Below are 23,742 nucleotides of genomic sequence, written 5' to 3'. Positions count from 1 at the left end.
CGCCCGTGTCAAGCGGTTCCGACATCTACGCCTCCTTATGAACAATGTTCATGGCGCCAATGTAGCATAACTTGAACGATGTTCAAGGGCAAAAATGAACGATGTTCACAAAAGTGAGGAGAGGTTAACGAGTCAATCGCCAGGGCCTGGCTATCGTTCGCGGCCAGCCCCTGTCCAATGGGAATCTACAAGCTGCACCGACGCGCTTGATCCCCGGCTAGCGAGGAGCGCCTTCGTTCAGTGTCGCCACGGTCTTCAGCGCGCCGTCCAGCATGTCGCCCTTCTCGTCCTTGAGCGCCGCCTCGCGCAGGCGGCGGATCCAGTCGGCGGCGTCGTCCCTCCCCTTGAGCAGATCGAGCGCCGACAGCACGCGGTCGAATTTCGACTGGGCGCGCACATGCGTGTCGCTGTAGCCCTTGATCAGCCGGCGACAGTTGAGGATTTCGACCGCAAGCGCGTAATCTGCCGGCACGTAGCCAAGCGCCAGAGCGTACCAGCGTTCGAGATGCGCGGCCTCGACCTTGTGGCGCAGCAGGCTGCGGCGCCAGCGGCGCAGGCCGCCGATGAACCACAGAGCGGCGAAGCCGGCGAAGCTGTCGGTGCGGATGCGGCGGCCATGGTTGATGCGGCGATCGAGAAAGGCGGCCAGTTTCGGCCGGCTTTCGATGTAGCTGCCCAGCCCCGCCGGCAGCGTGCCGCAGAACTCCTCGATGCGCGGGTGGAAATATTCGGTCACCTGCAGGACCGAACCGTCCTTGACGCCAACCTCCTTGCGCACCCGCCTGTCGCGGGTCGAGCGCGTTTTCAGATCGGCGACGCGGATCATGTCGTCGTAGCACATGGCATTGGCCAGATGCTTGGCGGCGGCGATGGACAGCGCATAAGCGTGGCCGGCGCTGTCCAGCGCAACGGCGTTGTCCAGCCGGTCGAGATAGTCGCGCCCATAGGCGATGTCCTGATAGTCGACGACCTTTCTCAGGCCGCGAAGCGCCATGTCGCGCACGGCTACGGGCATCAGGTCGATGCGGGCGGCCTGGGCATGCCATCCCCGCAGCAGATTTTGCGGGCCGCTCACACGCCCGGCACCCAAAGCGGATTCGACAATGGCTGGCTCCGCCGGTTTTGACGAAGGTGCTGCCGCCGTGCCGCGTGCGCGGTCGAAGGCCGCGCCGAAGGCGGCAAGGCTGGCCTTCACGCCCCGCCCGCCGGCACCAATCGCCTGTTCGTAGCTCTCGCGCGTGAACGGCAGTGCGTCGGAGCCGGCCAGCGCGCCAAGCAGGCTGGCCGAGATCATCGAGCCGTTGTCGGCGGCGATCTTTTCCATGTCGAAAGCGATGAAGCGCTTCGACGCGGCCTCAGCCGTCGCGTGGACCTTGGACGACGAGGCGCGGCCGTCGCCCGGTTCGATCTTTTCCGAGACGGCGGCGATGCGATGCGAGGAGGCGATCAGCGTCGTGCGGTTGGGGGTGACGAAGCCCCTGATGATGGCGCGGCCGGCCTCCATCAATTCGGCGGCGATCAGGATGTCGACATCGCCCTGCGAGGGTGACAGGGCGAAGACCGGCAGGCGGCCGGTGTCGCGGGCCATCTCGATATAATAGATGGTCGCGCCGGTGCGCTGGGCGACGCCGGCGACCGAAGTCGACTGTGCAACGTAACCATTGCGTTCGGCGACATCGGTGATCCAGTCGGCCAACACGCCGCCGCCCTGGCCGCCGACGGCCAGCACGGCGAGCTTGATCACCGGCTCATCGGCGGCACCGGATCTGGGGTGCAAGGAGGGGACGGGCTCAAGCATCGGCGAATATCAGGCGCCGGTTTTCGCGATGCCTCTGCAGGAAGCCGATCGTCGTGCGGCGCGCCGCTTCCAGGAACCGGTCCCAGCGGCTCGGGTTGTGCACGACATCGGCGCGATAGAAGGAAGGGCACAGCACCGCGGCGTCCGCCACCTCGCCGCAATTGCCGCAGCCGACGCAGTTCTGGTCGATCGACGCGACCGGATCGTCGCGCAGCGGGTCGTCAAGCGATTTCACCGACAGCGACGGACAGCCGGAAAGCCGCATGCAGGCATGGTCCCCGGTGCAGATGTCCTCGTCGACGCCGAACTTCGGTTTGACGACACGCTCGCCGCCCTTGATGGCCTTGTCGACCAGCGGCTTTTCGCGGCGCTGGCGATTGAGCATGCACTCCGACGAAGCGACGATGACTTTCGGGCCCTTCTCGTCCGTCGTCAGCGCCTCGCGCAACGTGTTCTGCATCTTGCCGACATCGTAGGTGCGGTCGACATGGCGCAGCCATTTCACGCCCATGCCTTTCACCGCCTCGGTGATCGGATGCTTGGTCGACTTGGTCTTGTTGCCCGCACGCGACGACAGGATGTCCTGCCCGCCAGTCGCGGCCGAGTAGAAATTATCGACGATGACGATGACGCCGTCATTCTTGTTGAACACCGCGTTGCCGATCGAGGAGGTCAGGCCGTTGTGCCAGAAGCCGCCGTCGCCGACGAAGGAGATCGAGCGGCGCTTGGCGTCGGGCGAATTGAACGCCGAGGCCGAGGCTGGCCCCAGCCCATAGCCCATCGTGGTGGCGCCGAGCTCGAAAGGCGGCATGATCGAAAACAGATGGCAGCCGATGTCGGAGGCGATGTGGTGCTTGCCGAGTTCCTGTTCGACCAGCTTGGTCGCGGCAAAGATCGGCCGTTCCGGGCAGCCGATGCAGAAGCCGGGCGGGCGGCCCGGCACGACGTTGATCAGGTCAGCCGTGTCGACGCCGTCGCCGACCTTGTTGGGCGCGCGCACCTCGCCCGGCAAAAGATGCGGCGCCTCGGCGCGCAGGAAGGCGCCGATACCATCAAGCATGACCTGGCCGGTATATTCGCCGGCCATCGGCAGATGTTCCTTGCCGACCAGGCGCGTGCCGCGCCCGGCCTTGTGCAGCATGGCGGCAAAGGCCTGTTCGATATAGTTGGGCTGGCCTTCCTCGACCATCAGCACCGCCTGCTTGCCCTCGCAGAAGGCGAGGAACTCGTCGTCGATCAGCGGATAGACGGCGTTGAGCACGTAGAGCGGGACATCCGTGTCGCCATAGGTGTCGGCAAGGCCAAGCCGCTGCAGCGCACGGATGACCGAATTGTACATGCCGCCCTGCATGACGATGCCGACCGAGCCGTGGTCCGAGCCGAAGAACTCGTTGATCCTGTTCTTGGTGATGAAGTCGACGGCCGCCGGCCAGCGCTTTGCCACCTTCTCCTTCTCGTGCAGAAAGGAGGCGGGCGGCAGCACGATGCGGCCGGTGTCGCGGCGCGGTGCGTCCAGCGCATCGGCGACAGTCATCGGCGGGCGCTTGTTGTCCTTGGCGATGAAATGGCCATGCACGTGGCAGCAGCGGATGCGCACCTGCAGCATGACCGGCGTGTTGGAGACTTCCGACAGCTCGAAACCATCCTCCACCGCCTTGACGATCGACGGCAGGTTCGGACGCGGGTCGAGCAGCCAGACCTGGCTCTTCATGGCGAAGGCATGGCTGCGCTCCTGCATGATCGAGGAGCCCTCGCCATAATCCTCGCCGACGATGATCAACGCGCCGCCGGTGACGCCGCCGGACGCGAGATTGGCCAACGCATCTGAAGCGACGTTGGTGCCGACGGTCGACTTGAAGGTCGCCGCGCCGCGGATCGGATAATGCACCGAAGCGGCGAGCATGGCGGTGGCGGTGGCTTCCGAGGCGCTGGCCTCGAAATGCACGCCGAGTTCGCCCAGAATGTCCTGCGCGTCGGCCAGCACATCCATCAGGTGGCTGATCGGCGCGCCCTGGTAGCCGCCGACATAGCCGACACCGCATTGCAGCAGTGCCTTGGTGATGGCGAGGATGCCCTCTCCTGCGAATTCCTCGCCGGCACCGAGCCTGAGTTTCTCGACTTCCTTGGCAAAAGACCTTTCGGCCATCTTTGGCCTCCTTCCATTGCCGCCCGGCATCGGCGGCGCGTACATCTAGATGTCGTGCTTGCGAATGTTCTTCAGCATCTTCTGCAGCGTCGCGATGAGGGCGGCATATTCGGCATCGTCGACATCGTCGAACATCGCCTCGAAGGCGTCATGCATGGCCGGCCAGGCGCGGGTGAACTCGGCGCGGCCTTCGTTTGTCAGGAACACGTGGCGGATCCGGCTGTCGCTCACGCCCTGCTCACGCCGCACGAACCCTTGCCCCTCCAGCGTGTCCAGCGTGCGGCTCAAGGTCGACTGTTCGATGACGGTATAGACCGAGAGGTCGTTGACAGTGACGCCGTCGGTGACCGACAGCACGGCCAACGTGCGCACCTGCGAAATGGTCAAGCCCTGCTTGCGAAAATCGTCACGCAAGGTGGCGTTGTAGCGGCCCATGATGCGGTTCATCAGATAGGGCGCGAATTGCTGCAGGCCGATCTGGCCGAGGGTCGAAATGCGCTGGCGTTTTTCGGCGACTTTCTGTTCCATCACAGCTTCCCCGCCAGCAGGAAACCGGAGCCGCCGCCGAGGCCAGCACCGGGATGGGTCGAAGCGCCGATATGATAGAGGCCCTTGATGCCGGTCTGGTGGTTGCGGCTGGTCTTGAACGGCCGCCACAGGAAGGCTTGGTCTATGGTCGAGGAACCGCCATAAGGGTCGCCGCCGACCAGGTTGATGTTCATCGCTTCGAGATCGGCCGGCGAATAGGCGCGGCGCGCGATCACGCTGTCCTTGAAGCCGTCGATATGGCTGGCGAGGACCGCGTCGGCGCGATCGGCATAGGCCTCGCGCAGGGCATCGGTCCATTGCCCGTCAGCGGGCGCCTGCAGCTTGCCGGCGGCGTCGCCCTTGATGTGGCGGGGCGCCTCGGGCAGTTGCAGCCACAGGATCGCCTTGCCTTCCGGGCAGCGTGACGGGTCGAGCGCATGCGGCTGGCCGACACAGATGGTCGGCACCTCGGGGAGCATGCCGCGCGCCGCCTCGTTGCAGGCTTTCGAGACACCATCCAGTCCGGGCGTCAGATGCAGCAGCGCCACCTTGTCCAGGCCTTCGCCGCGCCAGGACGGCGGCTTGTCGAGGGCGTAGTGGATCTGGAAATTGCCTTTGCCGTAGCGGTATTTCTTCATCGCCTCGGCATCGGCTTTGGGAGCATCCGTGCCGAGCAGGCGGCCATAGAGCTGTGTCGGCGTAACCGAGCAGATAACGCTCTTCTTCGCGTGGACGGTCTCGCCCGAAGCCAGGCGCACGCCGGTGGCGCGGCCGCCGGCCAGGAGGATGGAGGCAACGTCCGCTTCGGTGGAGATGACGCCGCCGCGCTCCTTGATGAGCGCCTCGAAAGCAGACAGCAGGTTCTGCGCCCCGCCCTTGACGATCGGCGCGCCGGCCGCCTCCAGCGCGAAGGCGATCACCTTGGCGATCTGGCCGGAAAAGGCGTCTTCCGGGCCAAGCCCGGCATGCAGCACCCACGGCGCCCAGAGCGCGCGGACGGTCTCGGACTGGTAGCCGCTTTCCAGCCAGCCGCGCGCCGGCACCAGCGCATCGCCAAGGAAGGCGGCAAGACCACGCGGGCTCCGCCGCCAGGCGTCGCCCGCCAGCAGCTTCGCGGTCGGATAAGACCACAGACTGCCGCCGAGCAGGCCGAACAGCAGGCCGGCATTGCCTTCGATGCCGCCGACATCTTCCGCGTGGCGGTCACCGTCGCCGGCCGCGATCGCGTTGAGCGCGGCGATGTTGGCGGCGCGGTCGGTGCTGAGCACCGCATGGCTGCCGTCCGGGCGAAGCACGCCGGTCGGCGTGCCGGTATGGCAGAATTCCAGCCCGTGCCGGGCGAGGTCGGCGCCAAGTGCGGCGAAGGCCGGCGAGGTGATGAACAGCACGAAGGTCGTTGCCATCACATCATGGATGAAGCCAGGCGCGGTGATTTCCTCGGTGCGCATGCAGCCGCCAATGCGGTCGTTGCGCTCCAGCACGAGCACCTTGGCGCCCTTGCCGCCAAGCATCGCCGCGCAAACCAGCGCGTTGATGCCGCTGCCGACAATGATGTGGTCGGGCGCTTTCATTGGGAAGTTCCTGCAGGCAGTGGGCAGGCTTGCGAGGTCAGCGCTCTACGGCGCCCCCCTCTGTCCTGCCGGACATCTCCCCCACGAGGGGGGAGATCGACTGCCATCTCGGCTTTCGTCAATTTTCTACGTCGCAAGAAGGGAGCCGTCGCGGAAGCTGCCGATCTCCCCCCAAGTGGGGGAGATGCCCGGCAGGGCAGAGGGGGGCGCCGTAGAGCGCTAACGCCGCCATCCTGCCTCCCTATCGCCTCACCAAGCTGCATGATCTTCTCCCGAAGACCCACCTCGCTCTATTTTCCAACCACCAGCGCCAGGGCGCGGATCGGACTGCCGGTGCCGTGCTCGATCTTGAGCGGTGCCGCGATCAGGATCGCGCCTTTCGGCGGCAACTGGTCGAGGTTGCAGAGGCTGGCCAGGCCGTAGCGGTTGGCCTTGTGCATCAGCGTGTGCGCCGGGAATGGCGGCTCCATGCCGCCCGCCTTGCCGGCATCGGTGCCTATCGTCTCCGAGCCCCAGCCCTTGATGTCCTTGCTGATCAGGAACTGGATGGCTTCGGCCGTCGGGCCGGGCGTGTGCGGGCCGGTCTCGTTGGCGTTAAGGAACTCGGCTTCCGAGCCGTTGCGCTTGTACCAGTCGGTGCGCATCACCACCCACTCGCCGGCGTTGATCGCGCCATGCTTGGCTTCCCATGCCTTGATGTGGTCGACGGTGAGCAGGAAATCATGGTCGGCGGCGGCCTCCTTCGAACAGTCGATGACATTGACCGGGCCGATGAAGTTCTGCGCCAGAATGGTGTCGGTGGCGCCGTCCGGATAATCCTTGCCGCTGATCCAATGCTGCGGGGCGTCGAAATGGGTGCCGGAATGCTCACCGAGCTTCAGCCAGTTCCACGCCCACCATGGGCCGTTCTTGTCGTAGCGGGAGATCGAATGGATCTCGACCTTCGGCGTATCGACGGCAAGTTCCGGCGGCAGCTTGATCAGTGGTGTATCCGGCCCGAGCGGCGCCGTCAGGTCGACCACCTTGATGGCGCCGGAAAGGAGTTGGCCGGCGACTTCGCCGAGAAGTTTTTGGGTGTCCATGGTCTCTGTTCCCTCTTGTCTGACATGATCAAGGCTCGTCTCGGCCCTTAATATCCTACTAGACGAAAACATATGCATCTGCAATTATCTTTAAGCATAAAGGAAATGGGAACGGGGCGTGAGCGAGTTCGACGCCATCTTTGTCGGGGCGGGCCACAACAGTCTGGCATGCGCCGCGCATCTGGCGCTCAAGGGCTGGAAAACCGGGGTTTTCGAGCGCAGCGCAACGATCGGCGGCGCGGTGCAAACCCGCGAATTCACGCTTCCGGGCTTCCGTCATGATTTCGGCGCGATGAATCTGAGCCTGTTCGCCGGCTCCGCCTTCCACCGGAAATATGCAAATGAATTGAAAGCGCAGGGGCTGGAATTCGCGCCGGCCGCCGATTGTTTCGCCAGCGCCTTTCCGGATGGGCGCTGGTTCGGGGTCAGCAACGATCTGGAAAAGACCGCCAGCCGCGTTGCCGCCTTTTCAGCCGCCGATGCCGCGACATGGCGCAGGCTGGTTGCCGCCTTCCCGGCCGAAGCCGGGCATTTGTTCAAGCTGCTGGGCTCGCCGATGAGCGCCCGTGCGCTTGCGGGCACCGCATGGAACCTGTGGCGCAAGAAAGGTGTTTCCGGCGCGCTCGATACCGGCCGGCTGCTGTTGTCCTCGCCGCGCGCCTGGCTGGAGGAGACTTTCGAGTCTCCTCATATCAGGGCGACGCTCGCCACCTGGGGCATGCATCTCGACTTCGCGCCCGACATCGCCGGCGGCGCCGTGTTTCCCTATCTGGAATCGATGGCCAACCAGAGCTTCGGCATGGTGCTGGGCAAGGGCGGAGCCGATACGATCATCCGGGCCTTGGCCGGCATGGTCACATCCGCCGGCGGCAGGATCATTACCAGCGCCGACGTTGCCGAGATCACTGTCTCCGGCGGCAAGGCGACGGGCGTGCGGCTCTCTTCCGGCGAAACGCATACGGCGACCAAGGCGGTCATTGCAGGCGTCGCGCCCAAGGCGCTGACCGGCAAGCTGCTGCCTGGCGGTTCCGGCAACGCCGGCTTCGACACGGCGATGCAGAAATTCCGGCACGCGCCGGGCACGATGATGATCCACCTGGCGCTGGACGATCTGCCGGACTGGCGCGCCGGGGCAGAGTTGCGCCAGTTCGCCTATGTGCATCTGTCCCCCTCGCTCGACCAGATGTCGCGCACCTATCAGCAGGCGATGGCAGGCATGCTGCCGGACGAACCGGTGCTGGTCGTCGGCCAGCCGACCGCCATCGACCCATCGCGGGCGCCGCAGGGCAAGCATGTTCTGTGGATACAGGTGCGCATGCTGCCCGCCGAAATCGCGGGCGACGCCGCGGCCAAGATCGCGCCAGCACATTGGGACCAGGTCAAGGAAGCCTATGCCGAGCGCGTGCTCGACATTATCGAAACCTACGCGCCCGGCCTGCGCGCAAAGATCCTTGGCCGCGCGGTGTTCTCGCCGATCGATCTCGAGCGTGAGAACCCGAACCTCGTCGGCGGTGACCAGGTCTGCGGCAGCCACCATCTGGCGCAGAATTTCCTGTTCCGCCCGGCGCGCGGCCATGCCGGCTGGAACACGCCGGTCGCCAACCTGCATCTCACCGGCGCCGCGACATGGCCGGGCGCCGGCACCGGTGCCGCCTCGGGCTTCATGCTCGCGCAACAGCTTGGCGGGAGGTAGGCCAGACGATTTTATGGAGGCGACGAGAGGCAAGGCGCTGCTGCCGACGAAGCCCGAACCAATGAACTGAAGACGCTGCGCGAAGACAAATAAACCAACAAGGGGAACGACCATGACAATCAACAGACGCGAATTACTGGGATACAGTGCCGCGGCACTTGGCGTGGCCGCCGTCGGCCTGCCAAAGATTGCCCAGGCCGCCGGCGAACTGACCATCGCCTACAATGTCAACCTGCCGTCCTGGGATCCGACCACCGGACCGTCGGCCGTCAACCCGACCATCCAGGGCCTCTACCAATCGGTGTTCGACCAATTCATCCCGCAGAAGCCGGACCTGTCCTTCGCGCCTGGCCTGCTGACCGAATGGGGCTGGAACGACGACCGCACCAAGATCATGATGACGGTGCGCGAAGGCGTGAAATGGCATGACGGCTCACCCTTCACACCGGAAGACGTCGTCTGGTCGCTGCAGCGTGCGGGCGACGAAAAGACCGGCAACCCGATCCAGTTCGTCTGGAAGAACGTCAACAATTTCAAGATCGACGGCAACAAGATCACTGGCGACGTCGTGCAGTTCGATCCAGTCTATTTCAAGTGGATGTCGTTCCTGACCGGCTACATCATGCCCAAGGCCTATTACGAGAAGGTCGGCGCCGAAGGCTTCGAGAAGGCGCCGATCGGCACCGGCCCCTACATGGTGGAAAAATTCGAGCGCAACGCTTTCCTGCGGCTGAAGGCCAATCCCGACTATTGGGGCGGCAAGCCGGCCTTCGAGAATGTGACGATCAAGTTCGTCACCGATGCGGCAAGCCGGGTGGCCGAGATCGAATCCGGTTCCTCGCAGGTGACGCTCGAAATCCCTTATGAGGAGTATGACCGGCTGATCGCCAAGGACGGGCTTGCCGGCTCGATCAAGAATGTTTCCGACATCGGCATGATCTTCTTCAACGACATCGAAGCGATGCTGGACAAGAACGTGCGCCAGGCAGCCGTCATGGCGGTGGACAAGGAGCTTCTGGTCAAGCGGCTGCTGCGCGGCTATGGCCAGCCGATCGCCACGCTCGAAACGCCGGAATACGCGGCCTTCGATGCCTCGATCAAGGTGGAGCACAATCCTGAGAAGGCCAAGGAACTGCTGGCCGCCTCAGGCTATTCGCCGGAAAAGCCGGTCAAGTTCACCATCCAGACGACCAAGGGCTTCAAGCCCAAGGACTATGAGATGATCCAGGCGATCGTCGGAATGTGGCGCAAGGTCGGCATCGAGGCGACGATCGAGGTCTATGAGATCGCCAAGCACTACGAGCTGCGCGCCGCCGACAAGCTCGCGCCCGCGGCCTTCTACAATTGGGGCAACGCCATTGGCGATCCGACCACCTCGACCGGCTTTGCCATGTATGGGCCGAGCCCGCATTCGGTCTGGGACAGCCAGGACCTGATCGACATGATCAACCCGCTGTGGGGAGAAAAAGACGAGGCCAAGCGCATCGCCGGCTGGAAGGCGGTCGACAAATACATCGCCGAGCAGGCCTATGTGCTGCCGCTGATGCAGTACGCGCAGCCGATCGTGCATGCCAAGGGCGTCAAAGTCGTCCAGCACATCTCAGGCGCGCTGCTGCCGGCCTTGATGACCCCGGCCTGATATCGGCCTGGAATTGCCGCGCGCCGTCGTCAATGACGGCGCGCATTTTCCATCGGGCATACGAGCCCACGGGCTCCTGCAAAGATTTACATGCTCCTGCAACGATTCCTGATTCGTCTGCTGACGATGTTGATCACGCTGTTCGGCGTGGCCGTCGTCGTCTTTGTCGTCATCCGCGTCGCGCCCGGCGATCCGATCGCCATGATGCTGCCGCCCGGCGCCACCAATGACGACATCGCCCGACTGCGCGCGCTGTACGGGCTCGACAAGACGATCGTACAGCAGTTCTTCATCTGGCTGTCCGGTGTCGCCAGGGGCGATTTCGGAACCTCGATCTCGCTGCGGCAAGACGTGCTCGGCCTCGTCTTCAACCGGCTGCCGGCCACGCTGGAACTTGCCATCGTCGCTCTCGTCATGGCGGTGGCGATCGGCGGCACGACGGCGATACTCGGCGCGCGCGAACGCGGCACGGCGGTCGAGGCCGGCATCGATATTGCGAGCGGCGCCGCCCTTTCCATCCCCGACTTCCTCTGGGGCCTGGTGCTGATCCTGCTGTTCGGCGTGCTGGTGCCGATCTTCGACATTTCGGGCCGCGTGTCGCCGCAACTCGACCTGCCCTTCGTGACGCAGTTCTATTTCTTCGAGAGCCTGCTGCGACTGCGCTTCGACCTGACCTGGGATCTCTTGAAGCACATGCTGATGCCGGCCGTGGCTTTGGCGCTGCCGCTGGCGGCGATCATCTCGCAGCTTCTCAAACAGTCGCTGAAGGAAGTGCTCGACCTCGACTATGTCGTGCTGGCACGGGTCAAGGGCTTTTCGGAAACGCAGGTCATCCTGCTCGAGGCGCTGAAGAACGCCGCGCTGCCGACGCTGACCCTGATCGGCGTGCAATTCACCTTCCTCATCGGCGGCACGGTCATCGTCGAGCGGCTGTTCTCCTATGAGGGGCTCGGCAACATGGCGATCGATGCCGTCATCAACCGCGACCTGCCGCTGATCCAGGGCATCGTGCTGGTGTTCGCGCTGCTGTTCGTGCTGATCAACCTCGGCGTCGACATGATGTATGCGCTGCTCAATCCGAGGTTGCGCCATGGATGAGGCACGCATCTCGCGACGCGGACTGAGCCCGAGGCTGTGGCTTGCCGGCGGCTGGCTGCTGCTGGCACTGCTGGCCGCGATTTTCGCGCCGCTGGTGGCGCCGCAGGATCCGCTGGCGCAGGATTTGATGCTGGAGCGTCTGCCGCCGTTCTGGCTCGATGGCGCCGAGCCTGGCTATTGGCTTGGCACCGACAGCCTCGGCCGCGACCTGCTCTCGCGCCTGATTTTTGGTGGCCGCATCGCCTTCATCGTTGCTTTCGCGGCGGCCATCGCCGCCTGCGTCGTTGGCTCGATGCTGGGACTGATCGCGGGCTATTTCGGCGGCTGGGCGGATCGCATCATCTCGCGCATCGTTGACATCTGGATGGCGTTCCCGCCGGTGCTTTTCGCCATTCTGCTGGTCGCCGTGCTCGGTACCGGCTTGAACTCCGTCATTCTCGCCATCGCCATCATCGACTGGACGCGCTTCTGCCGGGTCATCCGCGCCGAAGCCATGGGCCAGTCGCGCATGGACTATGTCGAGAATGCCCGCATCGCCGGCTATGGCCGCATCGGCATCATGCTGCGCGAGGTGCTGCCCAACGTGGTGCCGTCGATCGTGGCGTTGCTGTCGCTGGAAATGGGCATCGCCGTCATCGTCGAGGCGATCCTGTCCTTCGTCAATCTGTCGATCTCGACCGACGACCCGACCTGGGGCGGCATCATCGCCGAAGGCCGGCTGTCGATCCATCAAGCCTGGTGGGTGCTGGTGTTTCCGCTGATCACGCTGATCCTCACTGTGCTGTCGTTCAGCCAGTTCGGCGAAGCACTGAAGACGCGTTTCGATCCGGTGCTGCGATGAGTGCCTGTCTCGATATCGCCAATCTGAGCGCGGTGCTGGCCAACGGCCAGCGCGTGCTGCGCTCTGTTTCGCTCACCGTGCAACCCGGCGAGGTGCGCGCGCTGGTCGGCGAAAGCGGCGCCGGCAAGACGATGATCGGCAAGGCGGTGCTGGGCGTCCTGCCGTCGAGCGTGCGCATCGTCGAAGGCGACATGAGGCTCGAGGGCGAAGACCTCGGCAAACTCCAGCCCAAGGCGCGGCGCACGCTGATCGGCGCACGCACGGCGCTGATCCCGCAGGACCCGCTGACCGCGCTCAACCCCTCGCGCCGCATCGGTCCGCAGATGACCGACCGGCTGGTGCGCATCCTGGGTTGGAGCGGCGACAAGGCGGACAAGCGTGTCAGGCAATTGCTGGACGAGGTACAGATCCGCGACCCGGACCGGGTGCTGAAGAGCTATCCGCACGAACTGTCCGGCGGCATGCGCCAACGCGTGCTGATTGCCGCCGCCTTTGCCGCCGAGCCACGGCTGATCGTCGCCGACGAGCCGACCACGGCACTCGATGTCACCGTGCAGAAGCAGATCCTTCGGCTGATCGCCGCGTTGCAGCGCGAGCACGGCACCGCGATCCTGTTCGTCACCCATGATCTTGGCGTCGTCGCCAAGATCAGCCAGAAAGTGTCGGTGCTCTATGCCGGCAAGGTGGTGGAAGAAGCCGAGACCGCTGATCTCTTCGCAGCACCCCGGCATCCGTACACCCGGGCGCTGATGGCTGCGACGCCACGCTACACCGACCCCTTCACCTCGCTGAAGCCGGTGGACGAGACGGTGCTGGCCGGACTTGCGGCCGAGATCGCGGTAGCCGACCAGGCATGGAGGCGCCCGCATGGCTGAGCCGCTGTTTTCCGTGCGCGGGCTGAAGGTCGCGCTGCCCGACATGACGCGCAAGCCGCTTGTCGGCCGCGCGCCGCTGGCCGAAATTCTGAAAGGCCTGGATTTCGACCTGCCAAAGGGCTCTGTCACCGGCATCGTCGGTGAATCCGGATCCGGCAAGTCGACGCTTGGTCGCGCTTTGGTCCGGCTGCTGGAGCCGAGTGCCGGCAGCATCCGTTTCGAGGGCCGCGACATCACCCAACTGCCGGAGGCGGCACTGCGGCCGCTGCGCCGCGACCTGCAGATGATCTTCCAGGATCCGATGTCATCGCTCAACCCGCGCCGCACCATTGCCAGCATCATCGCCGCACCGCTCAAGCAGAACGGGCTTGGCGACAATCTGAAATCCCGCGTCGCCGAGGCACTGCAACGCGTCGGCCTGCCGCAGAGCTTCGCCAGCCGCTACCGGCACCAGCTGTCGGGCGGCCAGCGCCAGCGCGTCGGCATTGCGCGCGCGCTGGCGCTGTCGCCGAAATTCGTGCTGGCCGACGAGATCGTCTCCGGGCTCGACGTCTCGACACAGGCGCAGATCCTCACCTTGCTGGAGAAGCTCGCGGCGGAGATGGGCCTGACGGTCGCCTTCATCAGCCACGACCTGTCGGTCATCCGGCGGCTCTGCCAACAGGTGATCGTCATGCGCGAGGGCAGCATCGTCGAGCAGAGCGCCACGGATGCGCTGTTCGACAATCCCAGGGAGACTTACACGCGAGACCTGCTTGCCGCCATTCCGCTTCCCGAGATCGACGCGGACTGGCTGCGGCCGCCCGCGAAGGCGCCGGCATAAGACTTTTCATCCCGCACGCCGAAGAGCGGGCCTCGGACGTGCATGGGGGCGAAATCAGCCCGCGAACGGAGGGTAACATGAACTACGCAACCCGCGGCACGATGCTCGCCGCGATCCTGCTCGGCTCAATGGGAGCTGCGGCGGCGGATACGATCCCTGGCATGCGCGGCCACGACCATACCGGCATCACGGTTCCCGACATGAAGCAGGCGGTCGACTTCTTCACCGAAGTCGTGGGCTGCAAGAAGGCGATGTCGTTCGGACCGTTCGCCGACGACAAGGGCACCTTCATGCAGGACCTCCTCGGCGTCGATCCGAAGGCTGTCATCGAGCAGGTCACCATGGTCCGCTGCGGCTATGGGTCGAACATCGAGCTGTTCAAATACACCGCGCCCGACCAGAAGGACCTGACACCGAAGAACAGCGACATTGGCGGCTTCCATATCGCCCTTTACGTCGACGACGTCGCCGCGGCCAAAGCCTATCTCGACGGCAAGGGCGTCAAGACGAGATTGGGGCCGCTGCCGGTGAAGGAAGGGCCCGCCGCCGGCCAGACCATCCTCTATTTCCAGGCGCCATGGGGCTTGCAACTGGAGGCGATCAGCTATCCCACTGGCATGGCCTATGAGAAGGGTGCCGAGACCGTGCTGTGGAGCCCGAAGAACCCTGAGAAATGATCTCCCGCGGCGCGCTTGCAGGGACGTCACGCAAGCGCGCCACGCAATCCCCGCCTAATCATTTCGACATAAAACTTTAAGCTTGAAATATCTGACCTCCGGCGCGATACTGAGGCATAGCAAGCGAAGAGGAGATCGCACAGATGAAGGTTGCGGTTCTCGGCGGCGGACCAGCCGGCCTCTACTTTGCCATTTCGATGAAACTGAGGGACGCCGCGCACGACGTGACGGTGTTCGAGCGCAATCGCGCCGACGACACGTTCGGCTGGGGCGTCGTGCTGTCGGCCGAGACGCTCGACAACCTTGCTGAGAATGACCCGGTCAGCGCGGTCTGGATCAAGAAGCATTTCGCCTATTGGGACGACATCGCCGTCATCCATGACGGCGTGCGCACGGTCTCGTCGGGCCACGGCTTCTGCGGCATCGGCCGCAAGCGCCTGCTGGTGCTCTTGCAGCGGCGCGCGCGCGAACTCGGCGTCAAGCTGATGTTCGAAACCGACATCGCCGACCCCCGCCCCTATATGGAGACGCATGACCTGGTCGTCGCCGCCGACGGGCTGAACTCCAGAGCGCGCAACACCTTCGTCGACATCTTCAAGCCCGACATCGACACCCGCAAATGCAAGTTCGTCTGGCTTGGCACCAACCAGAAATTCGACGACGCCTTCACCTTCATCTTCGAAAAGACCGAGCATGGCTGGGTGTGGGCGCACGCCTACCAGTTCGACAGCGAGACCGCGACCGTCATCGTCGAATGCAGCGAACAGACCTGGGCCGCCTTCGGCTTCGGCGCGATGTCGCAGCAGGAGTCCATCGCGGTCTGCGAGCGCATCTTCGCCAAACATCTTGGCGGCCACGCGCTGATGACCAACGCCAACCACATCAGGGGCTCGGCCTGGATTAATTTCCCGCGCGTGCTGTGCGAGCGCTGGTCCCACAAGAATCTGGCGCTGATGGGCGACGCAGCGGCCTCGGCGCATTTCTCGATCGGCTCCGGCACCAAACTCGCCCTGGAAAGCGCGGTGGCGCTGGCCGACTATGTCGAGACCGAACCGGACCTCGAGGCCGCGTTCCGCAAATATGAGGACGCTCGCCGCACCGAGGTGCTGAAACTGCAATCGGCGGCGCGCAATTCACTGGAATGGTTCGAGGAGGTCGAGCGCTATCTCGGTCTCGATCCGGTGCAGTTCAACTATTCGCTCTTGACCCGTTCGCAACGCATCAGCCACGAGAATTTGCGGCTGCGCGATGCCGAATGGCTGGGCGGCGCAGAAGAGTGGTTTCAGCGCCAGGCTGGTGCCGGCGGCAACAGGCTGCGCCGGGCGCCGATGTTCGCCCCCTTCAAGCTGCGCGACATGGTTCTCAACAACCGCGTCGTCGTTTCGCCGATGGCGCAGTACAAGGCCGTCGACGGCTGCCCAACCGATTGGCATTTCACCCATTATGCCGAGCGCGCCAAGGGCGGCGCCGGGCTTGTCTATATCGAGATGACCTGCGTCAGCCCGGAAGGTCGGATCACGCCTGGCTGCCCCGGCTTCTACGCGCCCGAACATGAGGTGGCGTGGAGGCGGCTGGTCGACTTCGTCCATGCCGAGACGGAAGCAAAGATCTGCGCCCAGATCGGCCATTCCGGCGCCAAGGGCTCGACCCGTGTCGGCTGGGAAGGCACCGACGTGCCGCTCGCCTCCGGCAATTGGCCTGTCATGGCGGCCTCGGCGATTGCCTGGTCGCCGCAGAACCAGGTTCCGAAGGCCATGGATCGCGCCGACATGGACAGAGTGCGCGACGAGTTCGTCGCCTCGTCCGAAATGGCCGATCGCTGCGGCTTTGACATGCTCGAAATCCACGCCGCGCACGGCTACCTCCTGTCGTCCTTCATCACGCCGGTCACCAACCGGCGCACGGACGCCTATGGCGGTTCACTGGAAAACCGCATGCGCTATCCCCTGGAAATCTTCCGTGCGGTGCGCGCCGCCTGGCCGGCGGGAAAACCGATCTCGGTGCGCATTTCGGCCAATGACTGGGTCGGCATCGAAGGCGTGACGCCGGCCGACGCCGTGGAGATCGCACGCATGCTGCATGCGGCAGGCGTCGACATATGCGACGTCTCGGCCGGCCAGACCTCGATCGCCGCCAAGCCGGTCTACGGACGCATGTTCCAGACGCCGTTTTCAGACCGCATCCGCAACGAAGTCGGCATGGCGACGATGGCTGTCGGCAACATCTACGAGCCGGATCATGTCAATTCGATCCTGATGGCCGGCCGCGCCGATCTGGTCGCGCTGGCACGGCCGCATCTCGCCGATCCCTACTGGACGCTGCATGCGGCGGTGACGCTCGGAGACCGTGGCGTCAAATGGCCGGATCCCTATCTGCCCGGACGCGACCAAATCTACCGGCTGGCCGAGCGCGAAGCGGCGGCGGGGCTGAAAGTATGACGGCCGCGACAACGATTCCCGGCAAGCACGCGCTGGTCACCGGCGGCGGATCCGGCGTCGGCCGGGCCATCGCGCTGGCGCTGGCCGAGGCTGGTGTCGACGTGACCATATGTGGGCGTCGCGAAGCTGAACTCGGGAAGGTTGCCAGCGAAAACGACCGCATCCATGGCATTGCCGCCGACGTCACCAATGAGGCGGCGATGGCCGGGCTCTACACGCAGGCGGAGACCGCGCGCGGACCGTTCGACATCGTCGTCGCCAATGCCGGCATGGCCGGCAGCACGCCGGCGCACAAGACGACGCTTGCCGACTGGCAGCGGACGCTCGACGTCAATTTGACCGGAGCCTTCCTGACGGTGAAGCCGGCGCTGGCCGGCATGGCCGCGCGCAAGGCAGGCCGCATCGTCTTCATCGCCTCGACCGCCGGTCTGAAAGGCTACGCCTATGTCGCGCCCTATGTGGCGGCCAAGCACGGCGTCGTCGGCCTGATGCGGGCGCTTGCCGCCGAGACGGCGAAATCCGGCGTCACCGTCAATGCGGTGTGCCCTGGCTTCGTCGAGACCGACATGTTGGAGGAATCCATCCAGCGCATCGTCGAAAAGACAGGACGCTCGGCTGACGAGGCGCGGACGAGCCTTGCCTCGACCAACCCGCAGGGCCGCTTCATCCAGCCGCAAGAAATTGCCGAAGCCGTGCTGTGGTTGTGTGGCGACGCAGCGCAATCGATCACCGGACAGGCGATTTCGATCTCGGGAGGTGAAACATGGTAGCCGGCCCTCTGCCCGCGCCATCGGGACCCGGCAAGGACCGGCTGCGTCTTTGGATAAGGCTGCTGCGGGCTTCACGCACGATCGAGGCCGAACTGCGCGAGCGCCTGAAGAAGGAATTCGATACGACGCTGCCGCGCTTCGACGTCATGGCAGCACTCTACCGGGCGCCGGAAGGCATGCTGATGAGCGACCTCTCGCGCTTCCTGCTGGTCTCCAACGGCAATGTCACCGGCATCGTCGACCGTCTGGTTTCCGAAGGGCTGGTGGCCCGTGCGCGCCGCAATGGCGACCGCCGCACCTCAATGGTGCGGTTGACCGAGGAAGGCACGAAGTCCTTTGCCACAATCGCCGCCGCGCATGAGGGCTGGATCGGCGAATTGCTGGGCAAGGTCAGCGAGGAGGATGCCCGCCGGCTGACCGGCATGCTGACCTCGTTCCGCAGCAACTGGGAGGGACGTGAATGACTGCAATGGCCGGCCTCAAGCCGAAACATTTCCTGTGGGAGGTCGAGGGCCGGGTCGCCAAGGTCCGGCTCGACCGGCCCGAGCGCAAGAACCCGCTGACCTTCGACAGCTATGCCGAGTTGCGCGACACGTTCCGCGACCTCGTCTATGCCGACGATGTCGACGCCGTGGTGTTCCTGTCCAATGGCGGCAATTTCTGCTCCGGCGGCGATGTCCACGACATCATCGGTCCGCTGGTCAAGATGGATATGAAGCAGCTCCTAGCCTTCACCCGCATGACCGGCGATTTCGTCAAGGCGATGCTGAATTGCGGCAAGCCGATCATCGCGGCGGTTGACGGTGTCGCGGTCGGCGCCGGCGCCATCATCGCGATGAGTTCCGACATTCGCATCGCCACGCCTGAGGCCAAGACCGCCTTCCTGTTCACACGCGTGGGCCTTGCCGGCTGCGACATGGGCGCCTGCGCGATCCTGCCGCGCATCATCGGCCAGGGCCGCGCCGCCGAACTGCTCTACACCGGCCGAACCATGACGGCGGCGGAAGGCGAGCGCTGGGGCTTCTACAACAGGCTGGTCGATGCGGCGGCTCTCGAGGCCGATGCGCTGGAGATGGCGGCCCGCATCGTCTCGGGCCCGACCTTCGCCCACGGCATCACCAAGACGCAGCTCAACCAGGAATGGTCGATGGGCCTCGACCAGGCGATCGAGGCGGAAGCGCAGGCGCAGGCGATCTGCATGCAGACCCGCGATTTCGAGCGGGCGTATCGGGCTTTCGTGGCCAAGGAAAAGCCGGTGTTCGAGGGGAATTGAGGATGTTTTCTTCGCCAGAGAAGGACATGCCGGCGGGACAGCGCCCCTCTCTGTCCTGCCGGACATCTCCCCCACTTGGGGGGAGATTGGCTGTCATCACCGCTTTCGCCAATTTTCAACGTCGCAAGGACGAGCGGGGCGTCGAAACCGCCAATCTCCCCCCTTGTGGGGGAGATGTCCGGCAGGACAGAGGGGGGCGCCGTAGAGCGCAAACCTCGCAGAGCTGCGGAGGCAGACATGCCTGACCGCTCTTTCCTCGCCTGGCCGTTCTTCGAAGATCGCCATCGCGAGCTCGCAGAACACCTCGACGCCTGGTGCGCCAAGAACCTCCCCGTCGATCATCGTGACATCGACGCTGCCTGCCGCGAGCTGGTGGCCATGCTTGGCCGCGATGGCTGGCTGAAGCCGACGGCTGTCGACACTGACAATCCGGGCCCGCTCGACGTGCGTTCCTTGTGCATCACGCGCGAGACGCTGGCGCGCCATGACGGGCTGGCCGATTTCGCTTTCGCCATGCAGGGGCTCGGCACCGGTGCGCTCAGCCTGTTCGGAACGGCTGACCAACGGCAATGGCTGGCTAAGACGCGCGCCGGCAAGGCGATCTCCGCCTTCGCCCTGTCGGAGCCGCGCTCCGGATCCGATGTCGCCAACACGGAAATGACGGCGACCCGCCATGGCGACAACTATGTTCTCACCGGCGAAAAAACCTGGATTTCGAATGGCGGCATCGCCGATTTCTATGTCGTCTTTGCCCGCACCGGCGAAGCGCCGGGCGCCAAGGGCCTCTCGGCCTTCATCGTGCCGGGCGATGCCAAGGGCCTCGACATTGCCGAGCGGCTGGAAGTGATTGCGCCGCATCCGCTGGCGCGTTTGTCGTTCGACGAGGTTCGTGTTCCCACCTCGGCGCTGATCGGCAGGCCGGGCGACGGCTTTCGCATCGCCATGTCGGTGCTCGACGTGTTCCGCTCGACGGTCGGTGCGGCAGCGCTCGGCTTTGCCCGCCGGGCGCTCGATGAAAGCATCAACAGAGTGGCCGAGCGCAAGCTGTTCGGCGCGCCGATGGCCGAGTTGCAGATGGTGCAGGGCCATATCGCCGACATGGCCCTCGACGTCGATGCGGCGGCGCTGCTGGTCTACCGCGCCGCCTGGACCAAGGACATGGGCGCCGCCCGCGTCACCCGAGAGGCGGCGATGGCCAAGCTGTTCGCCACAGACAAGGCGCAGGAGGTGATCGACAAAGCGGTGCAACTGCATGGCGGCGACGGTGTCCGCAAAGGCCACATCGTCGAGAGCCTGTATCGCGAAATCCGCGCGCTGCGCATCTATGAGGGCGCTTCGGACGTGCAGAAGGTGGTGATCGCGCGGCAAGTGATGGGCGCGGCCTGAACAGGTCGTGACCACCGACTGGATTGTTTTCGACACGGATATTGCGGACCCGATATTGGATAGGCGGAGAGACGACATGCACGAGATCCTGCAGCCGGAAGGCTGGGCAAAACCCGTCGGCTACGCCAATGGCGTGGCGGCGCGAGGCAGGCTCGTCTTCGTCGGCGGCCAGGTCGGCTGGAACGGGCAATGCCAGTTCGAGACCGACGATTTCGCCGGCCAGGTGCGGCAGACGCTCCAGAACATCGTCGCCGTGCTGGCCGAGGCCGGCGCGGAGCCACGGCACATCACCTCGATGACCTGGTATTTTACCGACAAGGCCGAATATCTCGGCAACCTTAAGGGGATCGGCGAGGCCTATCGCGAGGTGATCGGCCGGCATTTTCCAGCAATGGCCGCCATGCAGGTGGTGGCGCTGGTCGAGGATCGCGCCAAGGTGGAGATCCAGGCCACCGCCGTTATTCCGGAATAACCGCCATCGCTTCGTCATCCTGGGGCGAAGCAAGGAGCGCAGCGACGCGGCGCAGACCCCAGGATCCATGCCGGGACTCCAAAGCGTCGCCGCAGTCCAGAATTTTGATCCGCTGCATTCCACGATTGAAGTCGCGGCATGGATCCCAGGGTCTCCGCGACGGAGCTTCGCTCCTGCTTCGCCCAGGGATGACGACGTTGGGAAAGCTTCGGCTAATTCCGAATGCTCACCACCGCTATTCGCGAAGGCCGGCTTGCCTGAGCAGCGGCAGCACGTGGTCGCAGAAGTAAGGCAGCTCCTGAGTGTAGTTGACGAAGGACAGGGCGATGCCCTGATAGCCGTGCGCGGCAATGGCCGCCATGTCGGCGGCGATCGTTTGCGGCGTTCCAACCAGCGGATAGGTGCCGGCGCCGCCGGCAAAACGCTGCCGGTAGGCGTCATAGGCATGCGGATCATGGGATTGCGAGAATTCCTTCTTGCCGGCCATATGCGCATCGACCGCCTCGTGATCTGCCAGATCGACGGCATAGCGCCTGTAATAGGCCTGCGCCTCTTCCATGGTCGGGCGGCAGACGACATGGGCCACGGTGTAGACGCCGACCTCCCGGCCAACCTTGTCGGCCCGCTCGGCGATGTCGGCGACATGCTTGCCGGCGTCGGCCATTTCGGAGAAGGTCGTGAACAGATAATCGCATCTGGCGGCGGCGAAATCGCGGCCCGGGCCGCCAAAAGCGGCGTTCATGGTCACCGGGCGCGGAAGCTGCAGGCTGGCCGGCCGGCTGACCGCCTCCTTGAGGTGATAATAGGTGCCTTGATAGTCGAGCGGCTCCGCCGACGCGTAGAGCTTCTCCAGAATTTCGATCCATTCGGCCGCCTGGTCGTAACCCTTCTCGACCAGCGGTGTGCCGAACATGCCGAATTCCTTCGGGTTCCAGCCGCAGACGATGTTCAAACCGGCACGGCCCCGGCTGATGTGGTCGACGGTCGCCAGCGCCTTGGCGGCATAGAGCGGGTGCACAAGCGGCACGTGCACGGTCATGAACAGGCCGATACGGTCGGTGGCCACGCTGAGCGCCGCCGCCCAGGTGAAGGTCTCGAACGACGATTCACGCACCTTGTTGCGGCCGCCAAAGCCACGCCAGCGTGCGATCGGCAACATGAACTCCAGCCCGGCGCGGTCGGCGATCTGGGCGGCCGTCAGATTGTCCTGCCAGCTCGCCGTCCAGCGCTCCGGCACATCCGATATGGCAAGACCGCCATCGGCGTTGGTCGAGAAGACGCCAAGCTTGAGTTTGTTGGAGCCGTGCAACGGATGTGCTTTGATCATCTCGGGAACTCGCGGGCGGGAGGCCGTAGGCTAGGCCCGCGCGAAAATATTTCAAGCCTGAAATAGCTTCGCGTCGCACTGGTTTGCCGATATGAACTTGGCGGGATGAGAGAAGGGATCGGCATGAACGAGTTCCGCCAGAAATGCATCGGCAAGACCAGCCTCGTCGGGTCCTTCTGCGCCATTCCGCATCCCGTCGCGGTCGAGGTGATGGCGCTGTCCGGCCTCGACTTCCTCTGCATCGACTGGGAGCACGCGCAGATCTCGCGCGACATCGTCGAAACGATGATACGCGCCGCCGATGTCCACCGTGTGCCGGCGATGGTGCGCGTTCCCGGCCATGCGCCCGAAGCCATCCAGGCGGCATTGGACAGCGGCGCGCAAGGCGTGCTGGTGCCACGCGTCTCGACACCGGCCCAAGCTGCGATGGCGGTGACGGCATCGCGTTATCCGCCGCTGGGCGAACGCGGCGTCGGACCCGGCCGCGCTGCCGGTTATGGCTATCGCATTCCCGAATATCTGGCCGGCGCCAATGACAGGATCGTCGTGGCGGTCCAGGTCGAAACCGCCGAGGGGTTGGCCAACATCGAGGCGATCGCCGATGTCGACGGCGTCGACGTGATCTTCGTCGGCCCCGGCGATCTCTCAGTGTCGATCGATGCGATCGGACCGAAGGGCGCCGACAAGCTCGCGGCTGCGATCCGCAGGATCATCGGCGTGACGATCGCGCACGGCAAGGCCTCCGGCATATTTTGCGCCAGCCCGCAAACCGTCGGCCAATGGGCAGCCGTCGGCGCCAGCTTTTTCGTCCTGGCCAGCGACACGATGTTTCTCGGTGCGGGCGGCGCGGCCAATTATGCCGCCGCCCGGGCGGAACTGGCGCGGAAAGACCCGCGCTAGCGCCCAGTCGAGCAGCAAGCCGGGAAACTTTTTTAAGCTTAAAACTTTTACCTTGAAAAGCGCCGCACTTTGGATAAGCATTCAAGATCGATGGAGACTGTCGGGCTGGAGGGTTTCCGGGCAGCTCATCGCGGGTGCTCCGGGTGGGAGGGGTTTCAGTCCTTTGTCGTTTGTGCTGCCCCAGTCATCGTCCAGCGCGCGCTGTGCCTTCGATCGCGTCCGCGCCCGGATCCGCGACCTGCATACCGAGACCAACCTTGCCGTGCCTGCGCGTGAAGGCGACCGCGACCAGATCGCGGCCACGGCCGAGCGCATGGTCGCCACATGAATTGACGCCCCGCTGGGAGGCGGGACGGCAAGAAACCGTGCGGGGCAGCCCGCTCGATCAACAACCAGAGGGAACAC

At 64.7% G+C, this 23,742-nt stretch carries 21 protein-coding genes; 15 read left to right on the top strand and 6 right to left on the bottom strand.

Annotated features, from left to right (window positions below; all coding sequences use genetic code 11):
• Nucleotides 1-217: 217 nt before the first annotated feature.
• The 5 genes from EN808_RS21295 to EN808_RS21270 form a co-directional block, all read right to left on the bottom strand.
• Nucleotides 218-1,798: an indolepyruvate oxidoreductase subunit beta family protein gene (locus EN808_RS21295; protein ID WP_135862150.1), complete on the bottom strand. Its 1,581-nt coding sequence runs from the start codon at nt 1,796-1,798 to the stop codon at nt 218-220.
• On the bottom strand, nt 1,791-3,944 hold the full coding sequence (locus tag EN808_RS21290) for an indolepyruvate ferredoxin oxidoreductase subunit alpha (protein ID WP_127275952.1): 2,154 nt from the start codon (nt 3,942-3,944) through the stop codon (nt 1,791-1,793). Before EN808_RS21290 ends, EN808_RS21295 begins: the two co-directional genes overlap by 8 nt.
• 45 nt (nt 3,945-3,989) lie before the next feature.
• Nucleotides 3,990-4,472 (bottom strand): MarR family transcriptional regulator, encoded by a 483-nt coding sequence (locus EN808_RS21285; RefSeq protein WP_135862152.1) that lies wholly within the window; start codon nt 4,470-4,472, stop codon nt 3,990-3,992.
• Nucleotides 4,472-6,043 (bottom strand): NAD(P)/FAD-dependent oxidoreductase, encoded by a 1,572-nt coding sequence (locus EN808_RS21280; RefSeq protein WP_135916835.1) that lies wholly within the window; start codon nt 6,041-6,043, stop codon nt 4,472-4,474. The genes EN808_RS21285 and EN808_RS21280 overlap by 1 nt, the downstream gene beginning before the upstream one ends.
• 290 nt (nt 6,044-6,333) lie before the next feature.
• Nucleotides 6,334-7,125 carry a cyclase family protein gene (locus EN808_RS21270; RefSeq protein WP_135916834.1) on the bottom strand — a complete coding sequence of 264 codons (792 nt, stop codon included), beginning with the start codon at nt 7,123-7,125 and terminating at the stop codon, nt 6,334-6,336.
• A gap of 118 nt (nt 7,126-7,243) precedes the next feature.
• On the opposite strand from EN808_RS21270, the gene EN808_RS21265 reads away from it, so the two are divergent.
• From EN808_RS21265 to EN808_RS21200, 13 genes are all read left to right on the top strand, one after another.
• Nucleotides 7,244-8,818 (top strand): NAD(P)/FAD-dependent oxidoreductase, encoded by a 1,575-nt coding sequence (locus EN808_RS21265; protein WP_127870702.1) that lies wholly within the window; start codon nt 7,244-7,246, stop codon nt 8,816-8,818.
• A 112-nt stretch (nt 8,819-8,930) separates the two neighbouring features.
• A complete protein-coding gene (locus EN808_RS21260; protein ID WP_127275957.1) occupies nt 8,931-10,457 on the top strand; it encodes an ABC transporter substrate-binding protein in 1,527 nt (508 codons plus the stop codon).
• Nucleotides 10,458-10,547: 90 nt separating this feature from the next.
• A complete protein-coding gene (locus tag EN808_RS21255) occupies nt 10,548-11,555 on the top strand; it encodes an ABC transporter permease (RefSeq protein WP_135882917.1) in 1,008 nt (335 codons plus the stop codon).
• The gene (locus EN808_RS21250; protein ID WP_135882918.1) at nt 11,548-12,396 is read left to right on the top strand and encodes an ABC transporter permease; all 849 of its coding nucleotides are present in this window, start codon (nt 11,548-11,550) and stop codon (nt 12,394-12,396) included. The genes EN808_RS21255 and EN808_RS21250 overlap by 8 nt, the downstream gene beginning before the upstream one ends.
• Entirely contained in the window at nt 12,393-13,271 is an 879-nt protein-coding gene (locus EN808_RS21245) for an ABC transporter ATP-binding protein (RefSeq protein ID WP_135882919.1), read from the top strand. Before EN808_RS21250 ends, EN808_RS21245 begins: the two co-directional genes overlap by 4 nt.
• The gene (locus EN808_RS21240; RefSeq protein WP_135882920.1) at nt 13,264-14,094 is read left to right on the top strand and encodes an ATP-binding cassette domain-containing protein; all 831 of its coding nucleotides are present in this window, start codon (nt 13,264-13,266) and stop codon (nt 14,092-14,094) included. The genes EN808_RS21245 and EN808_RS21240 overlap by 8 nt, the downstream gene beginning before the upstream one ends.
• A 77-nt stretch (nt 14,095-14,171) precedes the next feature.
• A complete protein-coding gene (locus EN808_RS21235) occupies nt 14,172-14,771 on the top strand; it encodes a VOC family protein (protein ID WP_135882921.1) in 600 nt (199 codons plus the stop codon).
• 143 nt (nt 14,772-14,914) lie between these two features.
• Nucleotides 14,915-17,209, top strand: a complete 2,295-nt coding sequence (locus tag EN808_RS21230; protein ID WP_135916833.1) for a bifunctional salicylyl-CoA 5-hydroxylase/oxidoreductase — start codon at nt 14,915-14,917, stop codon at nt 17,207-17,209.
• Complete coding sequence (locus tag EN808_RS21225) at nt 17,206-17,979, top strand: SDR family NAD(P)-dependent oxidoreductase (protein ID WP_135882923.1); 774 nt, start codon at nt 17,206-17,208, stop codon at nt 17,977-17,979. The genes EN808_RS21230 and EN808_RS21225 overlap by 4 nt, the downstream gene beginning before the upstream one ends.
• Entirely contained in the window at nt 17,973-18,443 is a 471-nt protein-coding gene (locus EN808_RS21220; RefSeq protein ID WP_056569752.1) for a MarR family transcriptional regulator, read from the top strand. Before EN808_RS21225 ends, EN808_RS21220 begins: the two co-directional genes overlap by 7 nt.
• A complete protein-coding gene (locus EN808_RS21215) occupies nt 18,440-19,252 on the top strand; it encodes an enoyl-CoA hydratase family protein (protein WP_135882924.1) in 813 nt (270 codons plus the stop codon). The genes EN808_RS21220 and EN808_RS21215 overlap by 4 nt, the downstream gene beginning before the upstream one ends.
• Before the next feature lie 237 nt (nt 19,253-19,489).
• Nucleotides 19,490-20,638: an acyl-CoA dehydrogenase family protein gene (locus EN808_RS21205; protein ID WP_127870813.1), complete on the top strand. Its 1,149-nt coding sequence runs from the start codon at nt 19,490-19,492 to the stop codon at nt 20,636-20,638.
• Between the two features lie 76 nt (nt 20,639-20,714).
• Nucleotides 20,715-21,110 (top strand): RidA family protein, encoded by a 396-nt coding sequence (locus EN808_RS21200; protein ID WP_135916832.1) that lies wholly within the window; start codon nt 20,715-20,717, stop codon nt 21,108-21,110.
• Between the two features lie 235 nt (nt 21,111-21,345).
• Here EN808_RS21200 and EN808_RS21195 read toward each other — a convergent pair whose 3' ends face one another.
• On the bottom strand, nt 21,346-22,437 hold the full coding sequence (locus tag EN808_RS21195) for an LLM class flavin-dependent oxidoreductase (protein WP_135916831.1): 1,092 nt from the start codon (nt 22,435-22,437) through the stop codon (nt 21,346-21,348).
• A 123-nt stretch (nt 22,438-22,560) separates the two neighbouring features.
• Between EN808_RS21195 and EN808_RS21190 the strand changes: the two genes are divergently transcribed.
• Nucleotides 22,561-23,337 carry an HpcH/HpaI aldolase/citrate lyase family protein gene (locus EN808_RS21190; protein WP_135862177.1) on the top strand — a complete coding sequence of 259 codons (777 nt, stop codon included), beginning with the start codon at nt 22,561-22,563 and terminating at the stop codon, nt 23,335-23,337.
• A gap of 163 nt (nt 23,338-23,500) precedes the next feature.
• The gene (locus EN808_RS21185; RefSeq protein ID WP_167531461.1) at nt 23,501-23,665 is read left to right on the top strand and encodes a hypothetical protein; all 165 of its coding nucleotides are present in this window, start codon (nt 23,501-23,503) and stop codon (nt 23,663-23,665) included.
• The last annotated feature ends 77 nt before the right edge of the window (nt 23,666-23,742 follow it).

This window comes from Mesorhizobium sp. M8A.F.Ca.ET.165.01.1.1, from assembly GCF_004792065.1.
Lineage (GTDB): Bacteria > Pseudomonadota > Alphaproteobacteria > Rhizobiales > Rhizobiaceae > Mesorhizobium.
The sequence above is the reverse complement of the archived record's forward strand: the minus strand, read 5'-3'. Positions and strand labels throughout refer to the sequence as shown.